20 protein-coding genes are annotated in these 20,047 nt (G+C 66.0%); 7 read left to right on the top strand and 13 right to left on the bottom strand.

The window, feature by feature from the left end; genetic code table 11:
* Window positions 1-253: 253 nt before the first annotated feature.
* On the bottom strand, window positions 254-604 hold the full coding sequence (locus V5A38_RS05595; protein WP_332324759.1) for a hypothetical protein: 351 nt from the start codon (window positions 602-604) through the stop codon (window positions 254-256).
* Window positions 605-656: 52 nt separating this feature from the next.
* On the opposite strand from V5A38_RS05595, the gene V5A38_RS05590 reads away from it, so the two are divergent.
* Window positions 657-1,211 carry a DMT family transporter gene (locus tag V5A38_RS05590; protein ID WP_332324758.1) on the top strand — a complete coding sequence of 185 codons (555 nt, stop codon included), beginning with the start codon at window positions 657-659 and terminating at the stop codon, window positions 1,209-1,211.
* Window positions 1,212-1,228: 17 nt separating this feature from the next.
* Here the strand turns inward: V5A38_RS05590 and V5A38_RS05585 are convergent, their stop codons facing one another.
* Both V5A38_RS05585 and V5A38_RS05580 read right to left on the bottom strand, forming a co-directional pair.
* Window positions 1,229-2,446 (bottom strand): amidohydrolase family protein, encoded by a 1,218-nt coding sequence (locus V5A38_RS05585; protein WP_332324757.1) that lies wholly within the window; start codon window positions 2,444-2,446, stop codon window positions 1,229-1,231.
* A 133-nt stretch (window positions 2,447-2,579) separates the two neighbouring features.
* Window positions 2,580-3,977 (bottom strand): FAD-binding oxidoreductase, encoded by a 1,398-nt coding sequence (locus tag V5A38_RS05580; protein ID WP_332324756.1) that lies wholly within the window; start codon window positions 3,975-3,977, stop codon window positions 2,580-2,582.
* Between the two features lie 207 nt (window positions 3,978-4,184).
* Between V5A38_RS05580 and V5A38_RS05575 the strand changes: the two genes are divergently transcribed.
* The gene (locus V5A38_RS05575; RefSeq protein ID WP_332324755.1) at window positions 4,185-4,736 is read left to right on the top strand and encodes a DUF1684 domain-containing protein; all 552 of its coding nucleotides are present in this window, start codon (window positions 4,185-4,187) and stop codon (window positions 4,734-4,736) included.
* Between the two features lie 29 nt (window positions 4,737-4,765).
* Here V5A38_RS05575 and V5A38_RS05570 read toward each other — a convergent pair whose 3' ends face one another.
* The 3 genes from V5A38_RS05570 to V5A38_RS05560 form a co-directional block, all read right to left on the bottom strand.
* Window positions 4,766-6,238: an SAM-dependent methyltransferase gene (locus V5A38_RS05570; protein ID WP_332324754.1), complete on the bottom strand. Its 1,473-nt coding sequence runs from the start codon at window positions 6,236-6,238 to the stop codon at window positions 4,766-4,768.
* On the bottom strand, window positions 6,235-7,017 hold the full coding sequence (locus V5A38_RS05565; protein ID WP_332324753.1) for a prephenate dehydrogenase: 783 nt from the start codon (window positions 7,015-7,017) through the stop codon (window positions 6,235-6,237). The genes V5A38_RS05570 and V5A38_RS05565 overlap by 4 nt, the downstream gene beginning before the upstream one ends.
* Before the next feature lie 846 nt (window positions 7,018-7,863).
* Window positions 7,864-9,036, bottom strand: coding sequence for a Xaa-Pro peptidase family protein (locus V5A38_RS05560; RefSeq protein WP_332324752.1), 1,173 nt, complete (start codon window positions 9,034-9,036; stop codon window positions 7,864-7,866).
* A gap of 138 nt (window positions 9,037-9,174) precedes the next feature.
* On the opposite strand from V5A38_RS05560, the gene V5A38_RS05555 reads away from it, so the two are divergent.
* Window positions 9,175-10,170 carry a hypothetical protein gene (locus V5A38_RS05555; protein ID WP_332324751.1) on the top strand — a complete coding sequence of 332 codons (996 nt, stop codon included), beginning with the start codon at window positions 9,175-9,177 and terminating at the stop codon, window positions 10,168-10,170.
* A 23-nt stretch (window positions 10,171-10,193) separates the two neighbouring features.
* Here V5A38_RS05555 and dph2 read toward each other — a convergent pair whose 3' ends face one another.
* Together dph2 and V5A38_RS05545 are read right to left on the bottom strand one after the other, a co-directional pair.
* Window positions 10,194-11,237, bottom strand: coding sequence for a diphthamide biosynthesis enzyme Dph2 (gene dph2, locus V5A38_RS05550; protein WP_332324750.1), 1,044 nt, complete (start codon window positions 11,235-11,237; stop codon window positions 10,194-10,196).
* Window positions 11,238-11,951: 714 nt separating this feature from the next.
* The gene (locus V5A38_RS05545) at window positions 11,952-12,407 is read right to left on the bottom strand and encodes a hypothetical protein (protein ID WP_332324749.1); all 456 of its coding nucleotides are present in this window, start codon (window positions 12,405-12,407) and stop codon (window positions 11,952-11,954) included.
* Window positions 12,408-12,739: 332 nt separating this feature from the next.
* On the opposite strand from V5A38_RS05545, the gene V5A38_RS05540 reads away from it, so the two are divergent.
* Window positions 12,740-13,078, top strand: coding sequence for a hypothetical protein (locus V5A38_RS05540; RefSeq protein WP_332324748.1), 339 nt, complete (start codon window positions 12,740-12,742; stop codon window positions 13,076-13,078).
* 138 nt (window positions 13,079-13,216) lie between these two features.
* Here the strand turns inward: V5A38_RS05540 and V5A38_RS05535 are convergent, their stop codons facing one another.
* Window positions 13,217-13,909 (bottom strand): class I SAM-dependent methyltransferase, encoded by a 693-nt coding sequence (locus tag V5A38_RS05535; RefSeq protein WP_332324747.1) that lies wholly within the window; start codon window positions 13,907-13,909, stop codon window positions 13,217-13,219.
* A complete protein-coding gene (locus tag V5A38_RS05530; RefSeq protein ID WP_332324746.1) occupies window positions 13,906-14,673 on the bottom strand; it encodes a hypothetical protein in 768 nt (255 codons plus the stop codon). The genes V5A38_RS05535 and V5A38_RS05530 overlap by 4 nt, the downstream gene beginning before the upstream one ends.
* Before the next feature lie 84 nt (window positions 14,674-14,757).
* On the opposite strand from V5A38_RS05530, the gene V5A38_RS05525 reads away from it, so the two are divergent.
* The gene (locus V5A38_RS05525) at window positions 14,758-15,795 is read left to right on the top strand and encodes a trypsin-like peptidase domain-containing protein (RefSeq protein ID WP_332324745.1); all 1,038 of its coding nucleotides are present in this window, start codon (window positions 14,758-14,760) and stop codon (window positions 15,793-15,795) included.
* A gap of 66 nt (window positions 15,796-15,861) precedes the next feature.
* Here V5A38_RS05525 and V5A38_RS05520 read toward each other — a convergent pair whose 3' ends face one another.
* The gene (locus V5A38_RS05520; protein WP_332324744.1) at window positions 15,862-16,965 is read right to left on the bottom strand and encodes a hypothetical protein; all 1,104 of its coding nucleotides are present in this window, start codon (window positions 16,963-16,965) and stop codon (window positions 15,862-15,864) included.
* Window positions 16,966-17,333: 368 nt separating this feature from the next.
* On the opposite strand from V5A38_RS05520, the gene V5A38_RS05515 reads away from it, so the two are divergent.
* On the top strand, window positions 17,334-17,579 hold the full coding sequence (locus V5A38_RS05515; RefSeq protein WP_332324743.1) for a HalOD1 output domain-containing protein: 246 nt from the start codon (window positions 17,334-17,336) through the stop codon (window positions 17,577-17,579).
* A gap of 314 nt (window positions 17,580-17,893) precedes the next feature.
* Here V5A38_RS05515 and V5A38_RS05510 read toward each other — a convergent pair whose 3' ends face one another.
* Window positions 17,894-18,376, bottom strand: a complete 483-nt coding sequence (locus V5A38_RS05510; protein WP_332324742.1) for an acyl-CoA thioesterase — start codon at window positions 18,374-18,376, stop codon at window positions 17,894-17,896.
* A gap of 126 nt (window positions 18,377-18,502) precedes the next feature.
* Here V5A38_RS05510 and V5A38_RS05505 point away from each other — a divergent pair, with 126 nt between their 5' ends.
* Window positions 18,503-19,525, top strand: a complete 1,023-nt coding sequence (locus tag V5A38_RS05505; RefSeq protein WP_332324741.1) for a succinylglutamate desuccinylase/aspartoacylase family protein — start codon at window positions 18,503-18,505, stop codon at window positions 19,523-19,525.
* Here the strand turns inward: V5A38_RS05505 and V5A38_RS05500 are convergent.
* Window positions 19,522-19,965 (bottom strand): bifunctional nuclease family protein, encoded by a 444-nt coding sequence (locus V5A38_RS05500; protein ID WP_332324740.1) that lies wholly within the window; start codon window positions 19,963-19,965, stop codon window positions 19,522-19,524. The genes V5A38_RS05505 and V5A38_RS05500 overlap by 4 nt on opposite strands.
* Between the last annotated feature and the right edge of the window lie 82 nt (window positions 19,966-20,047).

The following is a 20,047-nucleotide window of genomic DNA, read 5'->3' as shown; positions in this document are numbered from 1 at the left end:
CGCACAGCGACTGTTCGCGTTCGCCTGGTACGACGACCACGGCGACGCCTTCTTCGAGTCGGGGTAGCCTTTCCTCGTCCTCGAGACCGGTTCCGTCGGCAACTGGTTGGAGGACGTCGGTATCTATCGGGTCCTGCGTCACCTGGTGAAGTCGGCGGTGAACACGGCCCCGGTGTCGCCCCGAGCCTCGAAAGACTGGGTGACCGTCGGCGGCGCGTCACCGGAGAATTCACCGGCGGGCCGCTCCCGTCGTTCAGCGTCGCATCGACGCCAGCGACGTCGACCTGGTCTCCCTTCCAGTGTCGAGTTTGCGATTGTCGAGCAGTTTGCTGTCAGCGGTCTGGCCGTTCACCAGCTCAGTCTCTGCAGCGTGGTCGAACTTGATCTGTTCGCGCCCCGAATCTTCTGTCCCGTCGGTCGCTGTGGGGTCTGCGGGTTTGAACCAGATACCGACGATGGAGACGGCACAGGACTCGAACGCACCGCCGTCAGCCGGCTGGTCGGTGACGCGCGTCGCGAGCGTCCCGTCCCCCTGCCAGACAGCTCGCGAGGCCGGCCATCCCGACAGCAGCGCCCCCCGTTGCGGGGAGAGACGACCGATCACTGACAGACGGGGTCCTTTCTAATGCGCTATCCGCCGCTGCGCTCCCGCCTACATGAGCCGGTATCGCAATCTCGTATTTTTCCTCCTGCTGGCGGCGGTCTGGGGCTCGGCGTTCATGGCCATCAAGGCCGGGCTCGCCTACTTCCCGCCGGTGCTGTTCGCCGCGGTGCTCGTGAGCCTGAACCCCGTGCTCACCCGCTGGCTCGACGCAGAGATGCCGATCGAGTCGATGGAGACCCGGTCGATGCTCGGCGGCGCCGGCCTGATGCATGCCGTCAGCTCTGGCCTGGGCGAGTCCGTCGCCGACGTGACGCTCACGCCGGTTGCGGTCGCGAGCATGGCGTATCTGGCTATCGCCGCCAGCGCGGCGGGGTTTCTGGTGTATTTCGACCTCCTGGACCGACTCGGTCCAATCGAGATCAACATGGTCTCCTACGTCGCGCCGGTGTTCGCGGCGCTCTCGGGCTGGCTGTTCCTGGAGGAGGCGATTAGGGCGACGACGGTCACCGGGTTCCTGCTCATCGTCGCCGGCTTCAGCCTGCTGAAGCGGCGAGCGATTGCAGAGGAGCTGGGGGACGGTGAGGGGCCGGAGCGGCTGGGGGCCTAGCGTTCCGACAGTGGCACTTAGAGCGCCACTTCCTCGCCGCCCTTGTACACCGTACTCGGCTCGTGGAGGTTCGAGATATCCTCGAGCGGGCTCTCTTCGAAGACGACGATATCTGCGTGCTTGCCCTCCTCCAGCGTGCCGATATCGTCATCGGCGACGGTCTCGGCGGCCGTCGCGGTGCCGGCGACGATGGCCTCGTGCTCGCTCATGCCGATCTCCTCGACGAACAGTTCGGCTTCCAGCGCGTTCTTCCCGTGGGGCACCAGCTCGGGCCCGAGGAAGTCCGTTCCGAGCGCGACGGGGACGCCCGCATCGTAGGCTTTCCGGGTCGACTCGAAATGCGCGTCGCGGGCGTTGCTGGCTTTCTCCAGCCCGTACTCGGGAACACCGTGGTCTGCGCCTTCCGTCACCAGCCGGTGCATGATGGCGAGGGTGGGGACGAACGTTGCGCCGGTCTCCTCGAACAGCTCGATACACTCGTCGTCGATGTAGAAGCCGTGCTCGATCGTGTCGACGCCGTTGCGTAGCGCGGACTTGATGCCTGGTGCACCCTGGGCGTGGGAGGCGACGGGGATGCCGACCCGGTGGGCCTCCTCGGTGAACGCCTGGATCTCCTCGTCGGTGAACTGGCTCTGGTCCGGGGCGTCCTTCTCGCTCAGCACGCCGCCGGTGGTCATGATCTTGATGAGGTCCACTCCTTCCCGGACACGCTTGCGGGCTTCCTTCCGGCATTCCGCGGGTCCGTCTGCCAGCCCGCCGCCGGCCGCCTCGCTGTTCGCCCACTCGTAGGGGAGGTAGTGGCTGTCGCCGTGACCGCCGGTCTGGGAGAGGCTCCGCCAACTTGTGTACACCCGCGGGCCGGGAATAGTGCCGTCGTCGACGGCGTCCCGCAGCGCGAGCCCGGTTTCGCTGCCCACGTCACGGACGCTGGTGAACCCCGAGCCGAGCAGCTTCCGGAGGTCGGCCGTCGCCCGTGCGGTGCCGAGTTCACTTGACTCGCGCATCCAGTCGAACGGCTCCATCGACCGGCTGCCGAACAGGTGCAGATGGGCGTCGATGAGCCCCGGAATCACCGTCGCGTCGGAGTGGTCAACGTGCTCTGCGTCGTCCGGAACGTCGACGTGTTCGGCTGGGCCGGCGTCGACGACGCGGCCGTCATCGACGAGAACCTGGCCGTTCGCCACTGGACTGTCGCTAACGCCGTCAACGAGTGTTCCGCAGTCGAGTACGTGCATCGACTCGTGGTTGCGTGGGGCGGTGGTTAGGGTTTTGCCAATCGGCAGTTGTCTGAGCGGGCGCCTGGCCCGACATAATCGTGGTGAACTGGGGGAACTGAGTGGGCTCGTGAGTACGTGGGCGATGGCGCTGCTACTGTGGGGACTCCTCCTCAGGGAAGATTTTTCCGGGGTTGAGAACACCGTTCGGGTCCAGCGCGCGCTTGATGGCGCGCATGGCGTCGACGGTCGCGTCGTTGTACTCCCTGGCCAGGTAGTCTCGCTTGCCCATGCCGATGCCGTGCTCGCCAGTTGCCGTCCCCCCGAGTTCGATCGCGCGCTCGACGAGCTGTGCAGAAATGGTTTCCCCATCGGCTACCGAATCGGGGTCCTCCGGATCCACCATGACGAAGTAGTGGACGTTGCCGTCGCCGGCGTGGCCGAAACAGGCTACCGGCACGTCGTGCTTCTCGCCGAGTTCTTTCGCGTAGTTGATGATGTCGGTGTAGTTGCTGATGGGGACGGTGATGTCGCCGGGCGTGAGCGGAGAGAGGGTCCGGTCGTACGGTTCGAACGCCTCCGCGAGCTCGCGCCGGGCCTCCCAGAGGGCCCGCATCTCGTCGTCTGTGTCGCTGACCTCGAAGCGCTGGACGTCGTGGGCCTCGAAGATGGACCGACAGAACGCGACCTCGTTCTCGACGCCGTGATCGGCGTGGAACTCCACGAACACCATCGGGGCGTCCGGGAGCTCCGTGTCGAGGAACGCGTTGGAGACCTCGGCGCTGAAGGCGTCGATGAGTTCGATCTTGGCCACGTCGACGCCGGACTGGACCGCGTCGGTGACGGCATCGGCGGCGGCTTCGAGACTGCCGAAGATTGCTCGCCCGCCGCGGACCTCCTCGGGGCGGCCGGCGAGTTTGATCGTTGCACGGGTGACGACGCCGAGCGTCCCCTCGCTGCCGACGAGGAGGTCTTTCAGGTTGTAGCCGGCGGAGGTCTTCGTGGCCTTGCTCCCCGTCGTGATGACCTCGCCGGTCGGGAGCACGGCTTCGAGTTCCAGCACCCAGTCGGCCACCTCGCCGTATTTCACGGTCTTCATGCCGCTGGCGTCGTTGGCGATCATGCCGCCGATGGTCGAGATGGCGCCCGAGGACGGCAGCGACGGGAGGAGGAGACCGTGCTCGGCGACGGCGTCGTTCAGGTCGTCGCCGAAGATGCCCGGCTGCACGTCGACCTGGAGGTCGTCGGGCCGCACGTCGAGCACGGCATCCATCCGTGAGAGGTCGAGGGTGATGCCGCGTTCGACGGGGACGGCATTGCCCTCGAGGCTGGTGCCAGCGGCGTAGGGGGTGACCGGGACCCCGTGCTCGTTCGCCGCGGTCACGGTGGCCGCAACGTCGGCAGTCGACTCGGGCCAGACGACCACGTCCGGCGCCACGGCGTCGGCGTCATCGGTCCCCCAGTCGGTCGCGCGCTGGGTGCGATCAGCGTCGCCGTACGAGAACTGGTCCGAGTCGAGTAGTGGCTCGACGAACCCGACTTGCTTCGACATGTCGGGGTGTCTGGTGGCTGCGGTTAATAGCCTGTTCGTCAATCAACCCACCTTTCGGGTTCGGAACGGGTCTTTCGGGCTCCGCTACCGCAGATAGCTGCCCTGTACTCGGCGGTGAGTTTTCGCCCGCGGCGGCCGCGGAGCGGCGTGGGCGTAGACGAGTGAGCGGAGCGCCGGACTGAAGCCCGTCGACCGGGAAGAAGCGGTATGAGTGACTACGACGACCCCGAGTGGGCTGACCAGTTGCGTGCCAACCGCGAGGAGAAAGACGAGTTCTTTGCCGAGCATCCACAGTCGCCCGTGCAGCCCGGGGAACGCGAGGCGTTCGACGGGCTGGACTACTTCGAGCCGTCCACGGAGTACCGCGTCGACGCCGAGGTGACGGTCCACGACGATCCCGACCCCGTCGAGATGGAGACGACCAACGGGCCGCCCGTTCGGTATCTCCGGGTCGCGACGTTCGCGTTCGACCGCCGTGGCGAGGAGTGCGAGCTGCACGCGTACCGGCAGGAAGACGACGACTCGAACACGCTGTTCGTCCCGTTCCGGGACAAGACAACGGGCCAGCAGAGCTACGAGGGCGGGCGCTACATGGAGTTCGAGCCCGACCGGGCGCTGACGGACGGCGATATCGTCACACTCGATTTCAACCTCGCCTACACGCCGTTCTGTGCCTTCAGCGAGACGTTCGCCTGCCCGCTGCCGCCCGAGGAGAACTGGCTGGAGGTTGCGGTACCGGCCGGAGAAAAAACGCCGTAGGGGATGACTGCGGACCTCCGCGTTATTTTTCAGGGAGCGACGAGGTCCACCACCGTCTCCCCGTCGACGACGAGGTTGTGCGCCCCCTCGTCGTCGTTCCAGAGCACGAGCACGTTCTCGAATGAGAGCACCGCGCCGTATGGCGCTTCCCGGAGCGCACCGTTGAGCGAGGATTCGAACGTAAGCACGGCGTACTGCTCGACCTGCTCGCTTCCGTCGCCGATTTTGAACAGCGGGTTCGGGTCCGAACCGTACTCCCGTTTCCGTTCACCCTGTCGGCTGAGGTCCGGGCTCAGCTTCACCGTCAGCAGGTCGACGCGGTTGCTGACGTGGCGGTCCATCTCTGCCGCCTTGGCATGACGGTCCGGCGACGCCCGGATATCGACCCGGCGCGCGCCGTCGGGCCGCAGGAGGCTGTAGGAGAACTGCACCGTCGTCTTGAGAAACGTCCCCTCGGCGTCCTCTGGGTCTGCGTCGGACTGGCCCCGCCCCGTCTCGAGTCGCTTCTGGAGCTGTAGCGCCTCTACGTCGGGCCGAGCGTCGAACGACCAGCCGCGGTCTGCGGGTGTCTCTCCCGGCCAGAGCCGCAGTGTCGGGGAGTAAACCGACGGTCCAGAGTCGGGTCGTGCGAGCGTGCGCTCGACCGCGCGAAGCCCGGTCGAGGTTTCGAGATCCGCCGGCGCCATCGCCAGCAGCGTGCCGTCTTCGACGACGGCGTCGAGATAGCGCTCGGCGGTCCCCGCGGGGTCCGAGAGCTCCGAGAGCACGTTACAAAAGGAGAGCAGGTCGATGTCCCCCAGCGACTCCGAGTCGAACGCCTCAGCCGTCTCGCGGTGGACGGTCGTTCGGAAGTTCCGCCCCGTCTCGGCCAGCAGTTCCTCGAGCAGGTCCGCGGCTGGTGAGGGTTCGAGCGCGTGGTAGTCGACGAGCATCTCGCCGTCACTGGCCTCCTGCAGGTAATCGTGGAGCGCAAGCGCGGGCCCGCCGACGCCGGCGCCGACGTCGAGCACGCGAAGCTGTCGGGGAAGGTTGCCGTTCTCCGTCAGGTCGTCGAGGATATAGCCCATAGCAGCGTAGTAGTCCGGCAGGTGATAGATCGCGTAGCCAAGCACCGCGGTTTCGTCGTACTCCACGGGGTTGCCGTGGTAGTAGTCGGCTTTGAGCCGTCGGATGGCCTGCCGGAGCGCGTCGCCGGACTTCCCCTGGTGCCAGTTGGCGCCGAACCGCTCGAGGAGCCGGTCGGCGACGACGTGCTCGTAGTTCGCCGGAAGCCGTTCGGCTTCCCAACCCGGTGGTGACACCGACCCCTCCGGGGCAGGAGTGAACGTTCCGTCCGCTTGCTCGATGATTCCGAGGTCGAACGCCTCCTCGCGGAGTGCCTGCCGGACAACAGCGGGGTGCGGGCCACTCTCGAAGTACTCCTGGATCTCCGCTGGGTCGATCGGCCGGACCTCCCGCAGGTAGTTCACGGTGTTGTACAGGAGTTCCTTGTCGACGCTCATTGGTCTCCTTCGCTTGGCTGCAGAGCTTCGGCGGCGGTCGCCGCCTCGCTGTAGAGCTCGGTGAACGCCGCGGAATCGGCATCCGCCAGCGTCTCAGCGGCTTCGGCGACGGCGTCGGCGCCCGGGAAGCTCTCCTGGATATCGGCATAGACTCGGGGGTCGCCCTCGGTGACGGTCGCGGCGAGCTCGGTGAGGTCAGCGGAGACCGGCGTATGGAACTCCTCGCGGAGTTCACCGTCGCTTGCGAGCGCCCACGCGAGTACGGCGGCGTGGGTTTTGGCCTGAACCGTTGACATCGCTGCGTCGTGCTCCTCCGGCGTGGTTTCGAACAGCTCGTTCTCCGCCTTGCGGAGATCATCGAGCAGTGGGTCGAGCGTCGGACCGACCGCATCTGCGACGAGCGCGACGTTGCCCGGCGCCCGCTGCGGGGCAAACAGCGGGTGGAGGCTCGCGCGCTCCTGGTCGGGCAGGTGCTCGCGCATGGCTGCGACGAGCGGGCCCATGATGCCGGAGACGTCGAGCATCGCGTTCCTGGTGTAGGGAGCCCAGTCGGCGACGGCGTCGGCTGCCACAGGCAATGGGACGGCCAGACAGACGGTTTCGAACTCTCGATGCGTCTCAGGGGTGCCCGCGGTGAGCGGAATCGCCTCGGCGTCGAACGCTACGGCCGCGTCGCGTGCCGCCGCGGTATCCGTGTCGGCGAAGGCGAGTGCGGTGTAGTCGGTGGTTTCGGCGAACCACCGACCCATCTCGCCCGCGCCGACGATACAGAGCGTCATTACTCGTGAATGGCGGCGGTTCGGTGAAAAGGTGTCCGGAACGAGGATTCTCGGGAGTGGGCCGGTTTGGCGGGTGCCGGGCGTTTTTCGGTTTCTCGAGTATAGATTTGTTCAGTGATAGAACCGGTTCCGCGACGACTCCCGCCTTCACAACCAGCATCGCCTCCGCAACGACTACCGCGGAGTTCCCACGGACTCTGGGACCGCAAGCAGCATCGCGACCGCCACCGCGGAGTGTGCTGGACAAATGGACCGCAGGGTGCCGGGCACGAGGCCCGCCACAGCGCCGAATCCGCCGTACTTCCCCGCCAGCCTCAGATCTGCACTGCTGGCGAGGGCGCGCTCCCAACTGTACCGCAGCCGCGGCGGCTGTGGTGCGAAACGCTCGCGGCTTCATGCCGCGAGCAAGCGCGAGGGGTGAGCGAGGATGTAGCCTGAGCGAACCGGGTGGGGAGGACCTGTGACCGCGGAGCAGAAGGCGGTGCGGTCCAATTGGTCAAGCTTCGAGACGCTGTTGCTGTTCGCTGTCGTTGCGGTGGATGTGTACAAAGCTGTCGCAAATCTCCCGAATGAACCCTACTTATACTGCCGGACAGAACGATGGAACTATCGCTCGCCGTGGATCGGCCGTCACCTGGTGTGATGGTTAGCGGCTGGTGCGCAACTCGGTATTGACTTCTGTCCGGCAGTATTAGCGAGTTGAGGGGCGAAGCGAGCGCAGCCACGGCGATTCCGGGGGGTCGCCAACGACCGGCCGGCGTCCCAGCAACGTCGAGAGAGTCAGGGGCTTTCCCGCGGCCTCACCACGTTCTCCGCGGTCTCGAAACCGAACCAGGTAACAACCCCTTATAGCTCCAACTGCTCCGGATAGTCGGTGAAGTTCTCGTAGCCGTCATCCGTCACCACGGCGATGTCCTCGATCCGTACCCCGCCGTGGGCCGGGTCGTACAGTCCCGGCTCGACTGTCACGATCTGACCGGCCTCCAGTTCGTCACCGCGCGGGGAGAGCGAGGGCTTCTCGTGGACATCCAGACCGATTCCGTGGCCGGTGCTGTGGATGAACCCCGTCTCCGCTGCGGGATCCTCACGGAGTGTCGGATAGCCGGCGCGCTCGTACACCTCGCAGGCGGCGGCGTGAACCGCCTCGCCCGTCGTGCCGGCCTCCAGTTCACTGAACGCTGCGCGCTTGGCCTCGGCGGTGAGCTTGTACCACTCCTCGACGGTGTCACTGGCCTCGCCTTTCACGAACGTCCGGGTCATATCCGAGTGGTAGCCCGTCTCCTTGTCCCGCGGGAAGATGTCGACGATGATCGGCCGGTTCGCCTCCAGCGGGCCGCTCCCACGGTCGTGCGGGTCCGCCGCGTCGACCCCACAGGCGACGATGGTCTCGTCCAGCGCGCAGCCGTGTTCCAAGAGCGTCTGCTCGATCTCCGTTTTGACGTGTTCGCTGGTCAGTGGCTGGCCCTCGTGGTGGAGCACGCCGTTCTCGATGTCCGCGGCGTCGATGAGCGCCTCACAGGCCTGCATCGATTTCTCGTTCGCCAGCGTCGCCTCCCGGACGTTCTCGATCTCCGCCTCGGTTTTGACCGCCCGGATGTCGTCGACGACGCCGTCGGCGTCCACCGCCAGCGCGATTCCCTCCTCGCGGAGGCCGTCTGCGCTGCCGACCGGGAACGTTTCTGGCACCGCCACGGCGCCAGCGTCCTGCGCCGCCAGGAACTCGGCGTGGAGCTTGTTTCGCGCGACAGCCGACTCGTACTCTTCGCGCAGCTCCTGGTAGTCGTAGTCCGAGGTGCGTTCGACGGTCTCTGCGCGGGCCTCTTTGCTCGCGCGGCCGTACTCCAGGCCGGACGTGAGGATGGCCGTCTCCTCCAGTGTGTAAACCGTGAGGAACGGGTCCGGCGCGTTGAAGCCGGAGAGATAGCGCTGTGTCGAGTCGTCGCTGTCGGCGTAGACGGCGTAGCCGTCGAGACCCTGTTCCTCGAGATACGTGTCGAGCGATGAGGTGTCGATTTCCATACCGACTGGTGCCCCCGGGCGGGCCAAAGGCGTTGCCGTCGCGGTCAATCTCCGGCCCAAGCTGCGGACGAATCATCGCCGCCCCTGCCAGTCTTGACAGACGGAAAACCTATATTGACCGCCACGAAACACCCGACTATGCGACGGCGTGCCCTCCTCGCGAGCCTCGGAATTCTTGGTCTCGCCGGCTGTACCGACAGTCCAGCTACTGACCCTGCGTCCCCGACGTCGGACCCGACGCCGACAGCGACCTCTCCAGGGACTGACGTGCCTCCTGATGGAACCCCGACGGGAACACCGCCTGATGCGGGCGTTCCGCCTGGTGACTCCACCTGTCCCGCTATGGAGGTCGACCGGGTGGTCTGCGCCCCGGAAACCGATTCGGAATCGGTTCCTCTCGCACTGACCGCCGACTCGCGCTCCGGGTCGCTCCCGGCGACGTTCGAGTTCACGCTCGCGAACGGCACCGAGGCGACGCTGCACATCAACTTCTACGACTGGGGGCTCTGGAAGCGCGTGAGCGGCGAGTGGTTCTACATCGTCCCGCGAGAGATTCCGGAACCGCTGATGCGGCTTCCATCGGGTGAGTCTCATAGCTGGCGGCTCACCGCGGAGCACGAACTTCCCGAGGAGTTTAACCGATGGTACGGTTCGTGGACTGACTCTGGCACCGTCTCCGGCCTCGGCGGCGGCGAGTACGCGTTTACTACGGGGGGCTGGTTCGGGGATTACGACGACGGCCACTTCGGGTTCGGCGTCCTGTTGGAGTTCGACGCCCCGGAACTGACCCTCGAACCAACTGATTCGGTAACCGATTCCTCGCGTGACGGCGATACCCTGACTGTCCGGGGAACGGGCGACGATAGCGACGACGCGCGGCGTGCCGAGTTCGTCCTCACCCACGTCGACGACGCCGAGGAGCCGCGGAGCCTGATTCCCGAGACGGCCGCTCAGGACTACCGGCTCCGGAACACGCTCCCGTTCTTCGAGGAGGGCGTCGAAAGAGTTCGGTTCGTGGCGGAGAACGCGGTCGTTCCCGCCTTCGGCGTGACCGAGCCGTACACGGTCAGCTACCGGGGCGAGCTGTTCCGCGTGACCGCGGACGAACTCGAAACCGAAACAGAAACGTACTGAAACGTCCTCGTCGATCGGCCGCGCTACCAGGTGCCGTGGAACGTGTCGAACTCCAGGCTATCCAGCGGCTCGTTGCCGATGGCGATCTCGTACTCGCCCGGGGTCAGCATCGGCTTGTGGAACTGCGGGCCGTCGTCGGTCGTGATGCGGGGACAGCCCGTGTTGACGAACGCGTCCATATCGAAGTTCCGCAGGCGGTCAGGCGTCACCTCGTCCATCGTGATGAGGTAGGCGTTCTCGTTCTCGTCGACGATGCGCTCTGCGGTCTCCCAGCGACCCTGCCCGATCTTGGTACAGAAGATGACGCCCCACTTCTCGGCGTCCATCGCGCGGTGGACCGCGCCGTAGCGCTGCTTCATGAACTTCTCCGTGTCGGCCACGGTGACGACGTTGTTCACGGGGTCGGCGATGACCACCTTCTTCTCGGGATGTTCCATCGCCAGCCCGAGGGGGTGGAACTTCCCGCCGCCGACGTAGAGCACCTGGTCGGCGTCGATATCCGCGGAGGCGTAGTTGCAGCCGAGCACCTGCCCCTCGTGCGTGAGCCGGTCGTCGCCGCGCCGGGTGTGGACGGTGTAGCCCTCGTCCTCGAGCCACTCCTTCATCTCCTCGAAGAGGTTCATGTGCTGGGCTGTCGTCACCAGCCCGACGTCGTCCTCGGGGAGCTCCTCGAGGGCGTCCTCCATCATCGGATACGGGTCGACGTTGGAAAACAGGGGGACGTAGATGATCTTGTCCGAGTTCTTCATCGGCGAGTGGCCGAAGTGGACGAACACGTCCGTCCGGCGCATCAGGAACGTGTCGAGGTCACAGGCGCCGTAGCATGGCTGGCCCGACAGCATGAACGTCACGTCGTCGGGTGCCAGCTCCCGCAGGTCGTCGGCGACGGCCGGACCGCGCCGTTTCAGCCCCTCGGGGAACTGCAGGCCGACTTTCTTGGCGTCCTTCTCCTCGATTTCCTCGATGATACGGTCGAGCTCGTAGTCCCACTCCCGGTCGTGTTTGAGGGACATCCCCGTGTTCCGGAGGTCGCCCTCAGAAGTCGTATCGGCCGCGTCCTGGCTCATTACTGCTCCTACCGGTCCGGGACTGATAATCCCGGCGTTTCTGGGAACTCCGGGGCTCAGGTCGCGAGTGTGGACGGGGGCGCTGCTGCTGTGGACGGTGCAGTGAGCGGTCACGCATCCCCGAATGTTCTCTTGGCTTTCGGTGGCGCCCCACAGAGTATGTCCTGGTGCTCGGACGAGTTCCACGAGCGCTCCGCCGAGCGGTCTGACTGGTTAGCGGAGCCCCGTGGCGCCGACCTCGCGGCGATCGATGAGAGCGTCTCCGTCGGTCGAGGACGCCCCAAATGTCGGTCGCCTCACGGATGGTGCCACGGATGCGTCCGACCAACCAGGCAGTGCCGCCGACCCGACGACGGTAGCCGGCCCGGCAGCGACCGCTGCCGAGCCACCCAGTCGCCAGCCCGACGAACTCGCCACACGTCGGGGCCACGCTCTGAGGACGGGGAGTCCGACTGGCACTGATACTGCCGGACAGAATGATACAACCATCGCTCGCCGTGAATCGGCCGTCAGCTCGTGTGAGAGCCAGAGACTGGTGAGCGAGTCTGTACTGACTTCTGTCCGGCAGTATGAGCGTTCTGTGCGGAACCGGTTGCTGAGGGCGTGCCGTCGACGCGGCGGGAGTTCCGCTCCCCGCTGGTTCCGGCTTCGAGTGGGTCCGACAGGTTTCGCCCACGATACTGAGTGTTTCCCCTCGACGACGGGATGGAGGCGCTACTCGAACTCCGGTAGGTCGTCGGGCGCCTCGAACTCCGCCTCCCAGTCGACGTACTCCTCTTTGAGCACGTCACAGACGGTCTGGCCGAGCTCCGTCAGTCCGGCATTGATGCCCGACACCTGCCCCCAGGAGTCCAACTCCATGTGGAGTTCGCGCTCCTTCCAGTCCTCGGGAAGCCCCGGCGCGTGGTAGCCCACGCGGTCGGCGAAATCGTCCCAGAAGAAGTCGAACCGCTCGACGAGGCCGAGCTCCTCGACGACGCGCCACTCTTTCTCGTCGAGCTTTGCGGACTCGGCCCACTGCTCGAACGCCTCCTCCCAGGCGCCATCGTACAGGAACTCCTCCAGCTCCTCGCGGTGGTACTCGTCGCTCTCGACGGTCGCGTCGTCGTACTCGTTGGGGTCGACCGACTGGAGGGTCGGCGGCGCCGGCGGCTCGACGGTCAGGCTCATACCCGATACTGGCGGCGCGGGCGAAAAAGGGTAGCGACCGCGCAGTTGGCCTGTTCGAGCTCCAGCGAGCGCAGTGTCCGTTCGGCTCCGGTGAGCTGCTTCGAGAGCGTCGGCTGGCTGCGGTCGAACTGTCCGGCCAGCTCCTCCCCGGTGGTCTCACGCGGCCACTCGTAGTAGCTGCATTAGAAGCGGGCTTCGAGCACCTCCAGCTGCCGGTCGGTGAGCCCCTGCTTCAGCGCGTGGTCCAGCTCCCGCCGGTTGAACAGCGGAGTCAGCGCCGCCTGTCGCGCTTGGCGAGTAGTTCGTCGTCGTCCCCTTCCTGGAAGGGGATGATGAGCTCAATCGCGTTGTATTCGCCGGGGAGCGCGGCGACGAGGGGTCCTTCCGGTCCCTCGTACCCTCCGTGGGAGGGCCCATCGTTCGGCCAACCCGACCGCCCGGCAGTTGCCAGCGACGGGAGACCCGACAAGCCCTCCGTCGTCGGACTCCTCGACGAGCTCCGGCGTTACCAGGTCGTGCTCCTCGGCCGTATCGACTCTCTCCCCGACGTCGGCGCCGCGGTGACTCATCTCCTGGAGTTCGACGACACGGAATTTGGCGGCGGAGACTCCCAGGAACGGCTGGTCGGGGTTGTCGACCGGGAACCCGATCTCGACGACGGAACTCTCTGATTCACCCCTCTCTTATGCGGCCAGCACACGGACACACGCCGAAATTTGTGACTGTATCGAAAGGCACTGATGACCAGTGAAGAGCCACCGTCTCCGGGTCGTGATTCGAGTTGGGCGGGGTAGACGCGGGTGAGAGGGCTACAGCTCCCGGTGGCCGGCGTTCACCGAGACCGTCCCGAACACGTACCGTGTCGTTTCGACCGTCTCCATGCAGTCTTCGAGCGCGCGCCGCGATGCGGCGGTTCGTCTGTCGAGCTGGTCGAGCGAGTCGCGCGCCGACATGTCGAACAAGGGCGGACTCAGCTGCGTGAACGCCCACAGTGCCGCGTTCGCCGCCCAGTTCCCGCGCGGCGCGAAGTTGGCGAGGACAACCCGGTCGGCGATCTCAGACCACCCACGCACCACGGCGTACGGGTCGGGAAACAGCGACGTCACGAACGTTGCGAGCACGGCATCGGCGGAGGCGACTGGCGGCGTCGTCGCGTCGGCCTGGACGAACGAGACGTTCTGCCAGCCTCGGCGCACGACCAGCGCACGCGCACGCTCGAGCATCGGGCGGGTGATGTCGACAGCGACGATTTCCCCGGACGGGCCAACCCGGTCCCGGAGGGCCGGCAGGTTGACTCCGGGTCCACAGCCGAACTCGATGATGGTGTCCCCAGGACCGATATCGAGCGCAGAGAGGCAGCCTGCCCGAACGCCGCCGAGCCCGGCCGTCGCGCGCGCGAACCAGTCGTAGAGCCGGGCCCACCGGCCGTAGCTTTCCTGGACCCGGCGGACCTGCTCGGTGTCGCGGTGTGTCGGCGCTGATTGGTGGTCGGGTGCGGTCATTCGCTCTTGGCGACCGCCCCCGGCGGCGTCTTCGGCCACCACTGGTCCGCGTTGTTCCAGGTGACCGTCGAGTAGCACTGCGGAGAGCGCGCACAGGCCCGCGGCCGCTGATAGTCGATCCCCCGTTCCGCGAGATACGTCACGTAGCCGTCGTCCACGCGGTCCAGCTTCTCGTGGCAGGCCCATCGGTTGCCGTAGCGTCCGGCGGCGACGTTCCGGTACGGGCAGGTGAACGTCGTGCGCTCGCCGCTGTCACCGGAGTCGGTCTCGTCGATCCGGACGCCGACAGACTGGTAGGCCAGCCGCAGCCGACGGACGACCTGGGCGGGCGACGATGCGCCGATGAACAGCACGTGAGCCACTGCGTAGCCGAAATCGTGCAGAACCCGTTCGAGGAGTGAGAGCTCCGCCGGATTGTCGGAGACCAGCCCACGGAGTTGGTGGTACCATTCCGAGACAGCGGCTATCTCGGTGACACTGGCACCGGCGGTCACGAGCGCCTCACGCCGGTCAGGCAGTGGGGCAGCGCCATCGGTGAGTCGGAACGAGGGCACGGCTTCGACGTGTTCGAGCACCTCCTCGCGGAGGCAGTCCCCCGCAGCGTACGCCTCAGCACGGCGCTGAAGTTCGGGGTACCACGACTCAGTCATCCTGCTGTACGTGCCGCCCAGCAGGTCGTCCACCTCCGCAACCCGGTCGGCCTCCGGGGGCGTCGGGAACCGTTCGACAGTTCGAAGCAGCCGTTCGGGGGTCGGCCCCGCCATAGCCCCACATTCGGCGGGAGCCTCTTCAATCTGCGTCCGGACCGCGACCCGGACGTTTATTCGCGCTACAGCCTACAAACTCCTATGGACGCTTCCCGTCGCCAGTTCCTCGCCGCCGCGGGCACCGGGCTCGCGTCGCTGGCCGGCTGTACCGCGCCAGCGAGCCCGGAGCGCCAATCGGACGAGTCGTTCGCCGACCTCTACGAGGCTGTCTCGCCCTCCGTCGTGCGGCTGCGCGTCTACGGCCGCGCCGGACCGGTCGGCGAGGGCTCTGGCTGGCTCTACGCCGACGGCACCGTCGTCACGAACGCCCACGTCGTCGACCAGGTGGAGACGGTCCGCATCCAGTTCGCCAACGGCGAGTGGGAGCTGGCGGAGATCCTCGGTACAGACAGCTACAGTGACCTCGCGGCGCTCTCGGTTTCTGTCCCCGAACCCGAGGCTGAACCACTGCCATTCGTCGACGAACAGGTGCCCGTTGGTACCCGTGTCGCTGCTGTTGGCTCGCCGCTGGGGCTCGGCGGCTCGCTCACCACCGGCGTCGTGTCGGGCCAGGACCGCTCGCTCCCTTCCGTACAGAACTTCACCATCGCCGACGGCGTCCAGACCGATGCCGCGCTCAACCCGGGGAACAGCGGCGGGCCGCTGGTCACTCTGGACGGCGAGGTTGCGGGCGTGGTTACGCAGGCTGGCGGCGAGAACGTCGGCTTCGCCATCAGCGCCGCGTTGACCGAGCGAGTCGCGCCGGAACTCGTGGAGTCGGGGAGCTACGACCACCCGTATATGGGCGTGCTCATCCGCTCGGTGACGCCGCTACTGGCCAAGGCAAACGACCTCGACGCCGCCAGCGGCGTGTACGTCGACGAAGTACCCGCGGCTGGGCCGGCGACGGGCGTGTTGGAGGGTTCGACGGGTCAGACGGAGACGGAGGGAACCGTCCAGCCGACCGGCGGTGATGTCATCGTCGCCCTCGGCGGGACAGCTGTCGAGACGACGGGTGAACTCGGGAGCTATCTCGCCCTGGAGACGAGTCCGGGCGATACGATCGACGTAACCCTCATCCGTGATGGGGAACGACAGACGGTGGCGTTGACGCTCGGAACCCGGCCAGAATCGGGGTAACGGAAACGGCTGCTCGAACCGTTGGATCCCGACGACTTGTCCTGTTGTGTCTCGAGCATTGGGTACTCAGAGGACTCCAGCGAGCGGAGCAGCGAGTGCGATTACCCACGCTGAAAGACCACCACCGACGATGTGCCGGTCATCCCGGGCCGTTCCGAACGCGACGATCCCGAGTGCCGCCGCTACCGTCATGCGGTGGAATACGATTCGGTCCGGAACGTGAACCACCCCGACGAAGGTGAGATCGAGGCCGGTTGCGGTAAGCAGGCCGACGGCTGCCAGGACTGAAACGCGGAGTGCCGGTCGGTCTGTCGCGAGCGCGGACACGAGCAAGGGCGGGCCGACTGCCAGTACGGGGTAGCCGACCGCGACGAACAGTTTCGGATTGACGCCCGGGAACACCGCCTCCGCAGCGAGCCCGAAGGCGCGAACGCCGAGGACGAGGCCCAGGAGCCCGACCACGATAGCGGCGTCACGAACCGACAGCTGGCGAGAGGTGAGCGGTCCGGCACCGGCAGCGAGGAGCAGTGCTGGCCCCAACTTCACCACAGTCCACCAGCCGGCACTGCCGCCGCCCGTGTGTCCGTGCTGTATCCTGGAGACCTCGGCTACGAACGGCTCGTCACGCAGATCCTCTTCGACGAACTGCGTAGCCGGAGCAACGCCGGTGACCGTATGCCGGACGCGGAACCAGTCCCAGTACTCGGTGTGAGCCTGCAGCGCCGTCCAATTCCTGGACGCGCTCGGGTACGCCCTGATGTGGGTTTGCTGGCCGAAGTAGTTCCCGACGGCGAGTTGGTACTCGGCCGGAACCCAGCGGCCAGTCTCGTTCTTGGCGGTGGTGAGATACGTGTACCTGACTGAGCCGTGGGCTGGCCGCCACGGGGAAATATCGGCCGTCACGTTCGGGTCGGCGGCGGTCCAGTTGGCGTCTTTTCGGTCCACAAAAATCCGGTGCACTTGCTCGGGCTCGCCGTGGACGACGACGTTGAGTGCCAGCGTACGGTCCGCGGTCGACCGGCTCCGGCTCGTGTACGGCCAGATGTAACTGTCCGCCCCGGCGGGTGCGACGAGCTGGTCGGGCTGGGGGTCGGGCTGATTGCTGGCAGGGGCTCCGAGCACGGTCGTGCCATACACACCGGCCCCAACGAGCAGAATGGCCAGCCACACGGCACATCGACGCACGGGTGGCCATTTTGGCTCCAGCGACTATACTCTTCGTACTGTTCGATTTTCGAGTGGGGTCGATCACTTCACATCTGACGCGTCGCGGGAGGAGTCGCCGTCCCGGCCTCGCGTCGCGTGCCCGGCCGCTCAAGGCCGCGAAACTGACACGTCCACACAACACCATCGACGTGACCCTCGTCCAGGACCTGGAGCACGGACTGTGACGGTGTCGCTCGGCAACTGGACGGAACCCGGGTGGGGGACGGTGTCACGTCGCGCTCATCGGTCCGGAACCGTCGAACCATCGTCCGAGTATCAAATCTTGTACCAGAGCACAAAGCCTTTATTCCCTTGGTATCGAGTTGATTCATATGAAATACACACTACTGGAGCGGGTCGTCGAGGCGATCGCTGATGCGAAGAACGTCGAGGCGGATGCTCTCGAAATCCCCCTGGAAACTCACGTCTCCACGGAAGCGATTCGAGCACTCGAGACCCACAACAGCAGTTCGTGGCAGCTCGAATTCGAGACACCGGACCACGTTGTGATGATTACAGAGAGAAAGGAGATTCTCGTCGACGACAAAGCGAAACGCACCCCGCCGACAACGAGCTGAACCGCCTGGTCTCCTGCGCCCAGTCGAGCCCGCTGCGCTCACCACGAACCTCGGTTCTAGACAGCAATCCGGAACGGGACCTGCTGCTCCCGAACCCTCCCAGTCCTGTTTGAGACGTTCGACACCAAAGCCATCTGTTTGCCAACTTTCCACGGGTCGATATCGGCTGCGCCAACTAAGGCCCGCCTGCTCCTGTGGCTGTCTCATACTGCCGGACAGAACGATGCAACCATCGCTCGCCGTGAATCGGCCGTCAGCTCGTGTGAGAGCCAGAGACTGGTGAGCAACGCTGTATTGACTTCTGTCCGGCAGTATCAATCCCCCATCCGCTCGACGAGGCTCTCGAACTGCTCCCGCCGGCCCTCGATCGCCTCTTCACGGAGCGCTTCCTCCTCCTCGCTCGGACACGTGAGGTCCGGCACTGCCGTCGGGTTCCCGTCGTCGTCGAGGGCGACGAAGGTGAAGTAAGAGGCTGTCGTCTTGCGCTCCTCACCCTCACGAGGGTCCTCGGCGCGCACGTCGACTTTCACGTCGATACTGCTCCGCCCCGTATTGAACACGTACGCCTGAACCACTGCAACCTCGCCCAGGTCGATGGGCGAGATGAAGTCGACGTGGTCCATCGACGCCGTCACGACCTGCGTGTTCGCAAAACGCATCCCCGAGATGGCGCCGGCGATGTCCATCCAGTGGAGCACCGCGCCGCCCAGCGCCCGCCCGAGATTGTTCGTGTCGTTGGGCAGCAGTAGTTCGGTCATCTCCGTGTAGGATTCCGCGAGCGTCGACGTCTCGGTCATGACCGCACGTCCACGGCGGGGACACTCAAAGCCGCCGACTCCCGCGGCGGGCCCGCGGTTGCTCCCTCGACTGCCCGCGTGTTTGGAGATGGAGAGCACTAAGGCCCTTCACTCAGAAACGGGGGTATGTCCTTCGACGGCGGCGACGCTTTCACCTACGACGGGGGGAGCGTCCACCCCGGCGAGACGGCTCACATCCGCTACACGGTCAGCGAGACGTATCTCGGCGACCCGGTGCGGATGCCCGTCACGGTCATCAACGGTGCCGAGGACGGCCCGACCTGTTTCCTCTCTGCGGCGGTCCACGGCGACGAACTCAACGGCGTCGCTGCCGTCCGAGAGATCGCCCACGAGTGGGAGCACCACGACGTCTCCGGCACTATCGTCTGTCTCCCGGTCGTCAACGTCCCGGGCTTCATCGCCCAGCAGCGCTATCTCCCGGTGTACGACCGGGACCTCAACCGCGCGTTCCCGGGCAACGCCGATAGCACGAGTTCCCGGCGCATCGCTTACGACATCTGGCGCAACTTCATCGAGCCCTGCGATATCGGGATCGATTTTCACACCTCCACCCGCGGCCGGACCAACGCGTTCCACGTCCGCGCGGACATGGGCAACGAGGATGCTGCCCGCCTCGCGAACGCGTTCGGGTCGAACATCATCATGGACACCGAGGGCTCCAGCGGGATGCTGCGCTACGAGGCGACCCAGAACGGGACGCCGACGCTCACCATCGAGATGGGCGAGGCCCACCGCTTCCAGCGGGAGTTCATCGACAAAGCCATCGTCGGCGTCCACAGCGTGTTCGCGGAGTACGGGATCGAACCCGACGCGACGGTCCGGTTCCCCGGCTGGCGCACTATCGTCGACGGCTGGGGGGAGAAAACGTGGGTGCGGGCCGACGCCGGCGGCATCGTCGAGATGCGGTTCGACCGCGGCGCGCTCGTCCACGAGGGCGACACCATCTGCCGGATCACCAACCCGTTCAAAACCGATGCCATCGCCATGGAGGCGCCGTTCACGGGGCTCCTGGTCGGGATGCTGGAGAACCCGGTCGTCTACCCCGGGAACCCCATCTGCCATCTCGTCGAAATCGACGAGGACACCCGCCGGATTATCGAGTCCCAGCGAGCCGGGCAGTCGAACTAACCTTCGTCCTCGACGCCCAGCTCCTCGCGGCTTCGCCCCGCGACATCGAGCACCTCCTCGTCGATTTCGATAGGGCAGTCGGCTCTGACAGCGAGCGCGACGGCGTCGCTCGGGCGCGCGTCGAACGTCATCGGCTGGGCCTTGCCCGCATCGTAGCGCTGTAGCTCGATTTTCGCGAGGAAGGTTCCCTCCTGGAGGTCATCGATACGCACTCGGTCGAACGCGCCGCCGAGTTCAGTCACCAGTTCGACCAGCAGGTCGTGGGTCAGCGGGCGCTCGAACGGCTCGTTCTCCAACCCGCGGTGGATGGCGTCGGCCTGGTCGTCGGTGACGAAGATGGGAAGATACTCTCCGCGTGCCCGCAACAGCGCGGCGGGCACCTGCTCACCGTTCGGGGTCCGTCCCGTCCGAATCCCCTCAACCTCGGCCGTATGGCTCATACGTTAGTTGTGGGACCGGATCAGGAAATAGCTACCGCGGCACGGAACGTTCAACTGCGGCCGGTCCTAACGTTCAGGAGAG

Origin of the sequence: Halolamina sp. (assembly GCF_036626355.1) — an archaeon.
In the GTDB taxonomy this organism is placed as follows: domain Archaea; phylum Halobacteriota; class Halobacteria; order Halobacteriales; family Haloferacaceae; genus Halolamina.
This window is presented reverse-complemented; position numbering and strand designations above follow the sequence as displayed.

Coding starts and splice junctions, on each gene's coding strand:
- V5A38_RS05590 (WP_332324758.1), top strand. CDS start 657: ATGAGCCGGTATCGCAATCTCGTATTTTTCCTCCTGCTGGCGGCGGTC.
- V5A38_RS05585 (WP_332324757.1), bottom strand. CDS start 2,446: ATGCACGTACTCGACTGCGGAACACTCGTTGACGGCGTTAGCGACAGT.
- V5A38_RS05580 (WP_332324756.1), bottom strand. CDS start 3,977: ATGTCGAAGCAAGTCGGGTTCGTCGAGCCACTACTCGACTCGGACCAG.
- V5A38_RS05575 (WP_332324755.1), top strand. CDS start 4,185: ATGAGTGACTACGACGACCCCGAGTGGGCTGACCAGTTGCGTGCCAAC.
- V5A38_RS05570 (WP_332324754.1), bottom strand. CDS start 6,238: ATGAGCGTCGACAAGGAACTCCTGTACAACACCGTGAACTACCTGCGG.
- V5A38_RS05565 (WP_332324753.1), bottom strand. CDS start 7,017: ATGACGCTCTGTATCGTCGGCGCGGGCGAGATGGGTCGGTGGTTCGCC.
- V5A38_RS05560 (WP_332324752.1), bottom strand. CDS start 9,036: ATGGAAATCGACACCTCATCGCTCGACACGTATCTCGAGGAACAGGGT.
- V5A38_RS05555 (WP_332324751.1), top strand. CDS start 9,175: ATGCGACGGCGTGCCCTCCTCGCGAGCCTCGGAATTCTTGGTCTCGCC.
- dph2 (WP_332324750.1), bottom strand. CDS start 11,237: ATGAGCCAGGACGCGGCCGATACGACTTCTGAGGGCGACCTCCGGAAC.
- V5A38_RS05545 (WP_332324749.1), bottom strand. CDS start 12,407: ATGAGCCTGACCGTCGAGCCGCCGGCGCCGCCGACCCTCCAGTCGGTC.
- V5A38_RS05540 (WP_332324748.1), top strand. CDS start 12,740: ATGAGCTCAATCGCGTTGTATTCGCCGGGGAGCGCGGCGACGAGGGGT.
- V5A38_RS05535 (WP_332324747.1), bottom strand. CDS start 13,909: ATGACCGCACCCGACCACCAATCAGCGCCGACACACCGCGACACCGAG.
- V5A38_RS05530 (WP_332324746.1), bottom strand. CDS start 14,673: ATGGCGGGGCCGACCCCCGAACGGCTGCTTCGAACTGTCGAACGGTTC.
- V5A38_RS05525 (WP_332324745.1), top strand. CDS start 14,758: ATGGACGCTTCCCGTCGCCAGTTCCTCGCCGCCGCGGGCACCGGGCTC.
- V5A38_RS05515 (WP_332324743.1), top strand. CDS start 17,334: ATGAAATACACACTACTGGAGCGGGTCGTCGAGGCGATCGCTGATGCG.
- V5A38_RS05510 (WP_332324742.1), bottom strand. CDS start 18,376: ATGACCGAGACGTCGACGCTCGCGGAATCCTACACGGAGATGACCGAA.
- V5A38_RS05505 (WP_332324741.1), top strand. CDS start 18,503: ATGTCCTTCGACGGCGGCGACGCTTTCACCTACGACGGGGGGAGCGTC.
- V5A38_RS05500 (WP_332324740.1), bottom strand. CDS start 19,965: ATGAGCCATACGGCCGAGGTTGAGGGGATTCGGACGGGACGGACCCCG.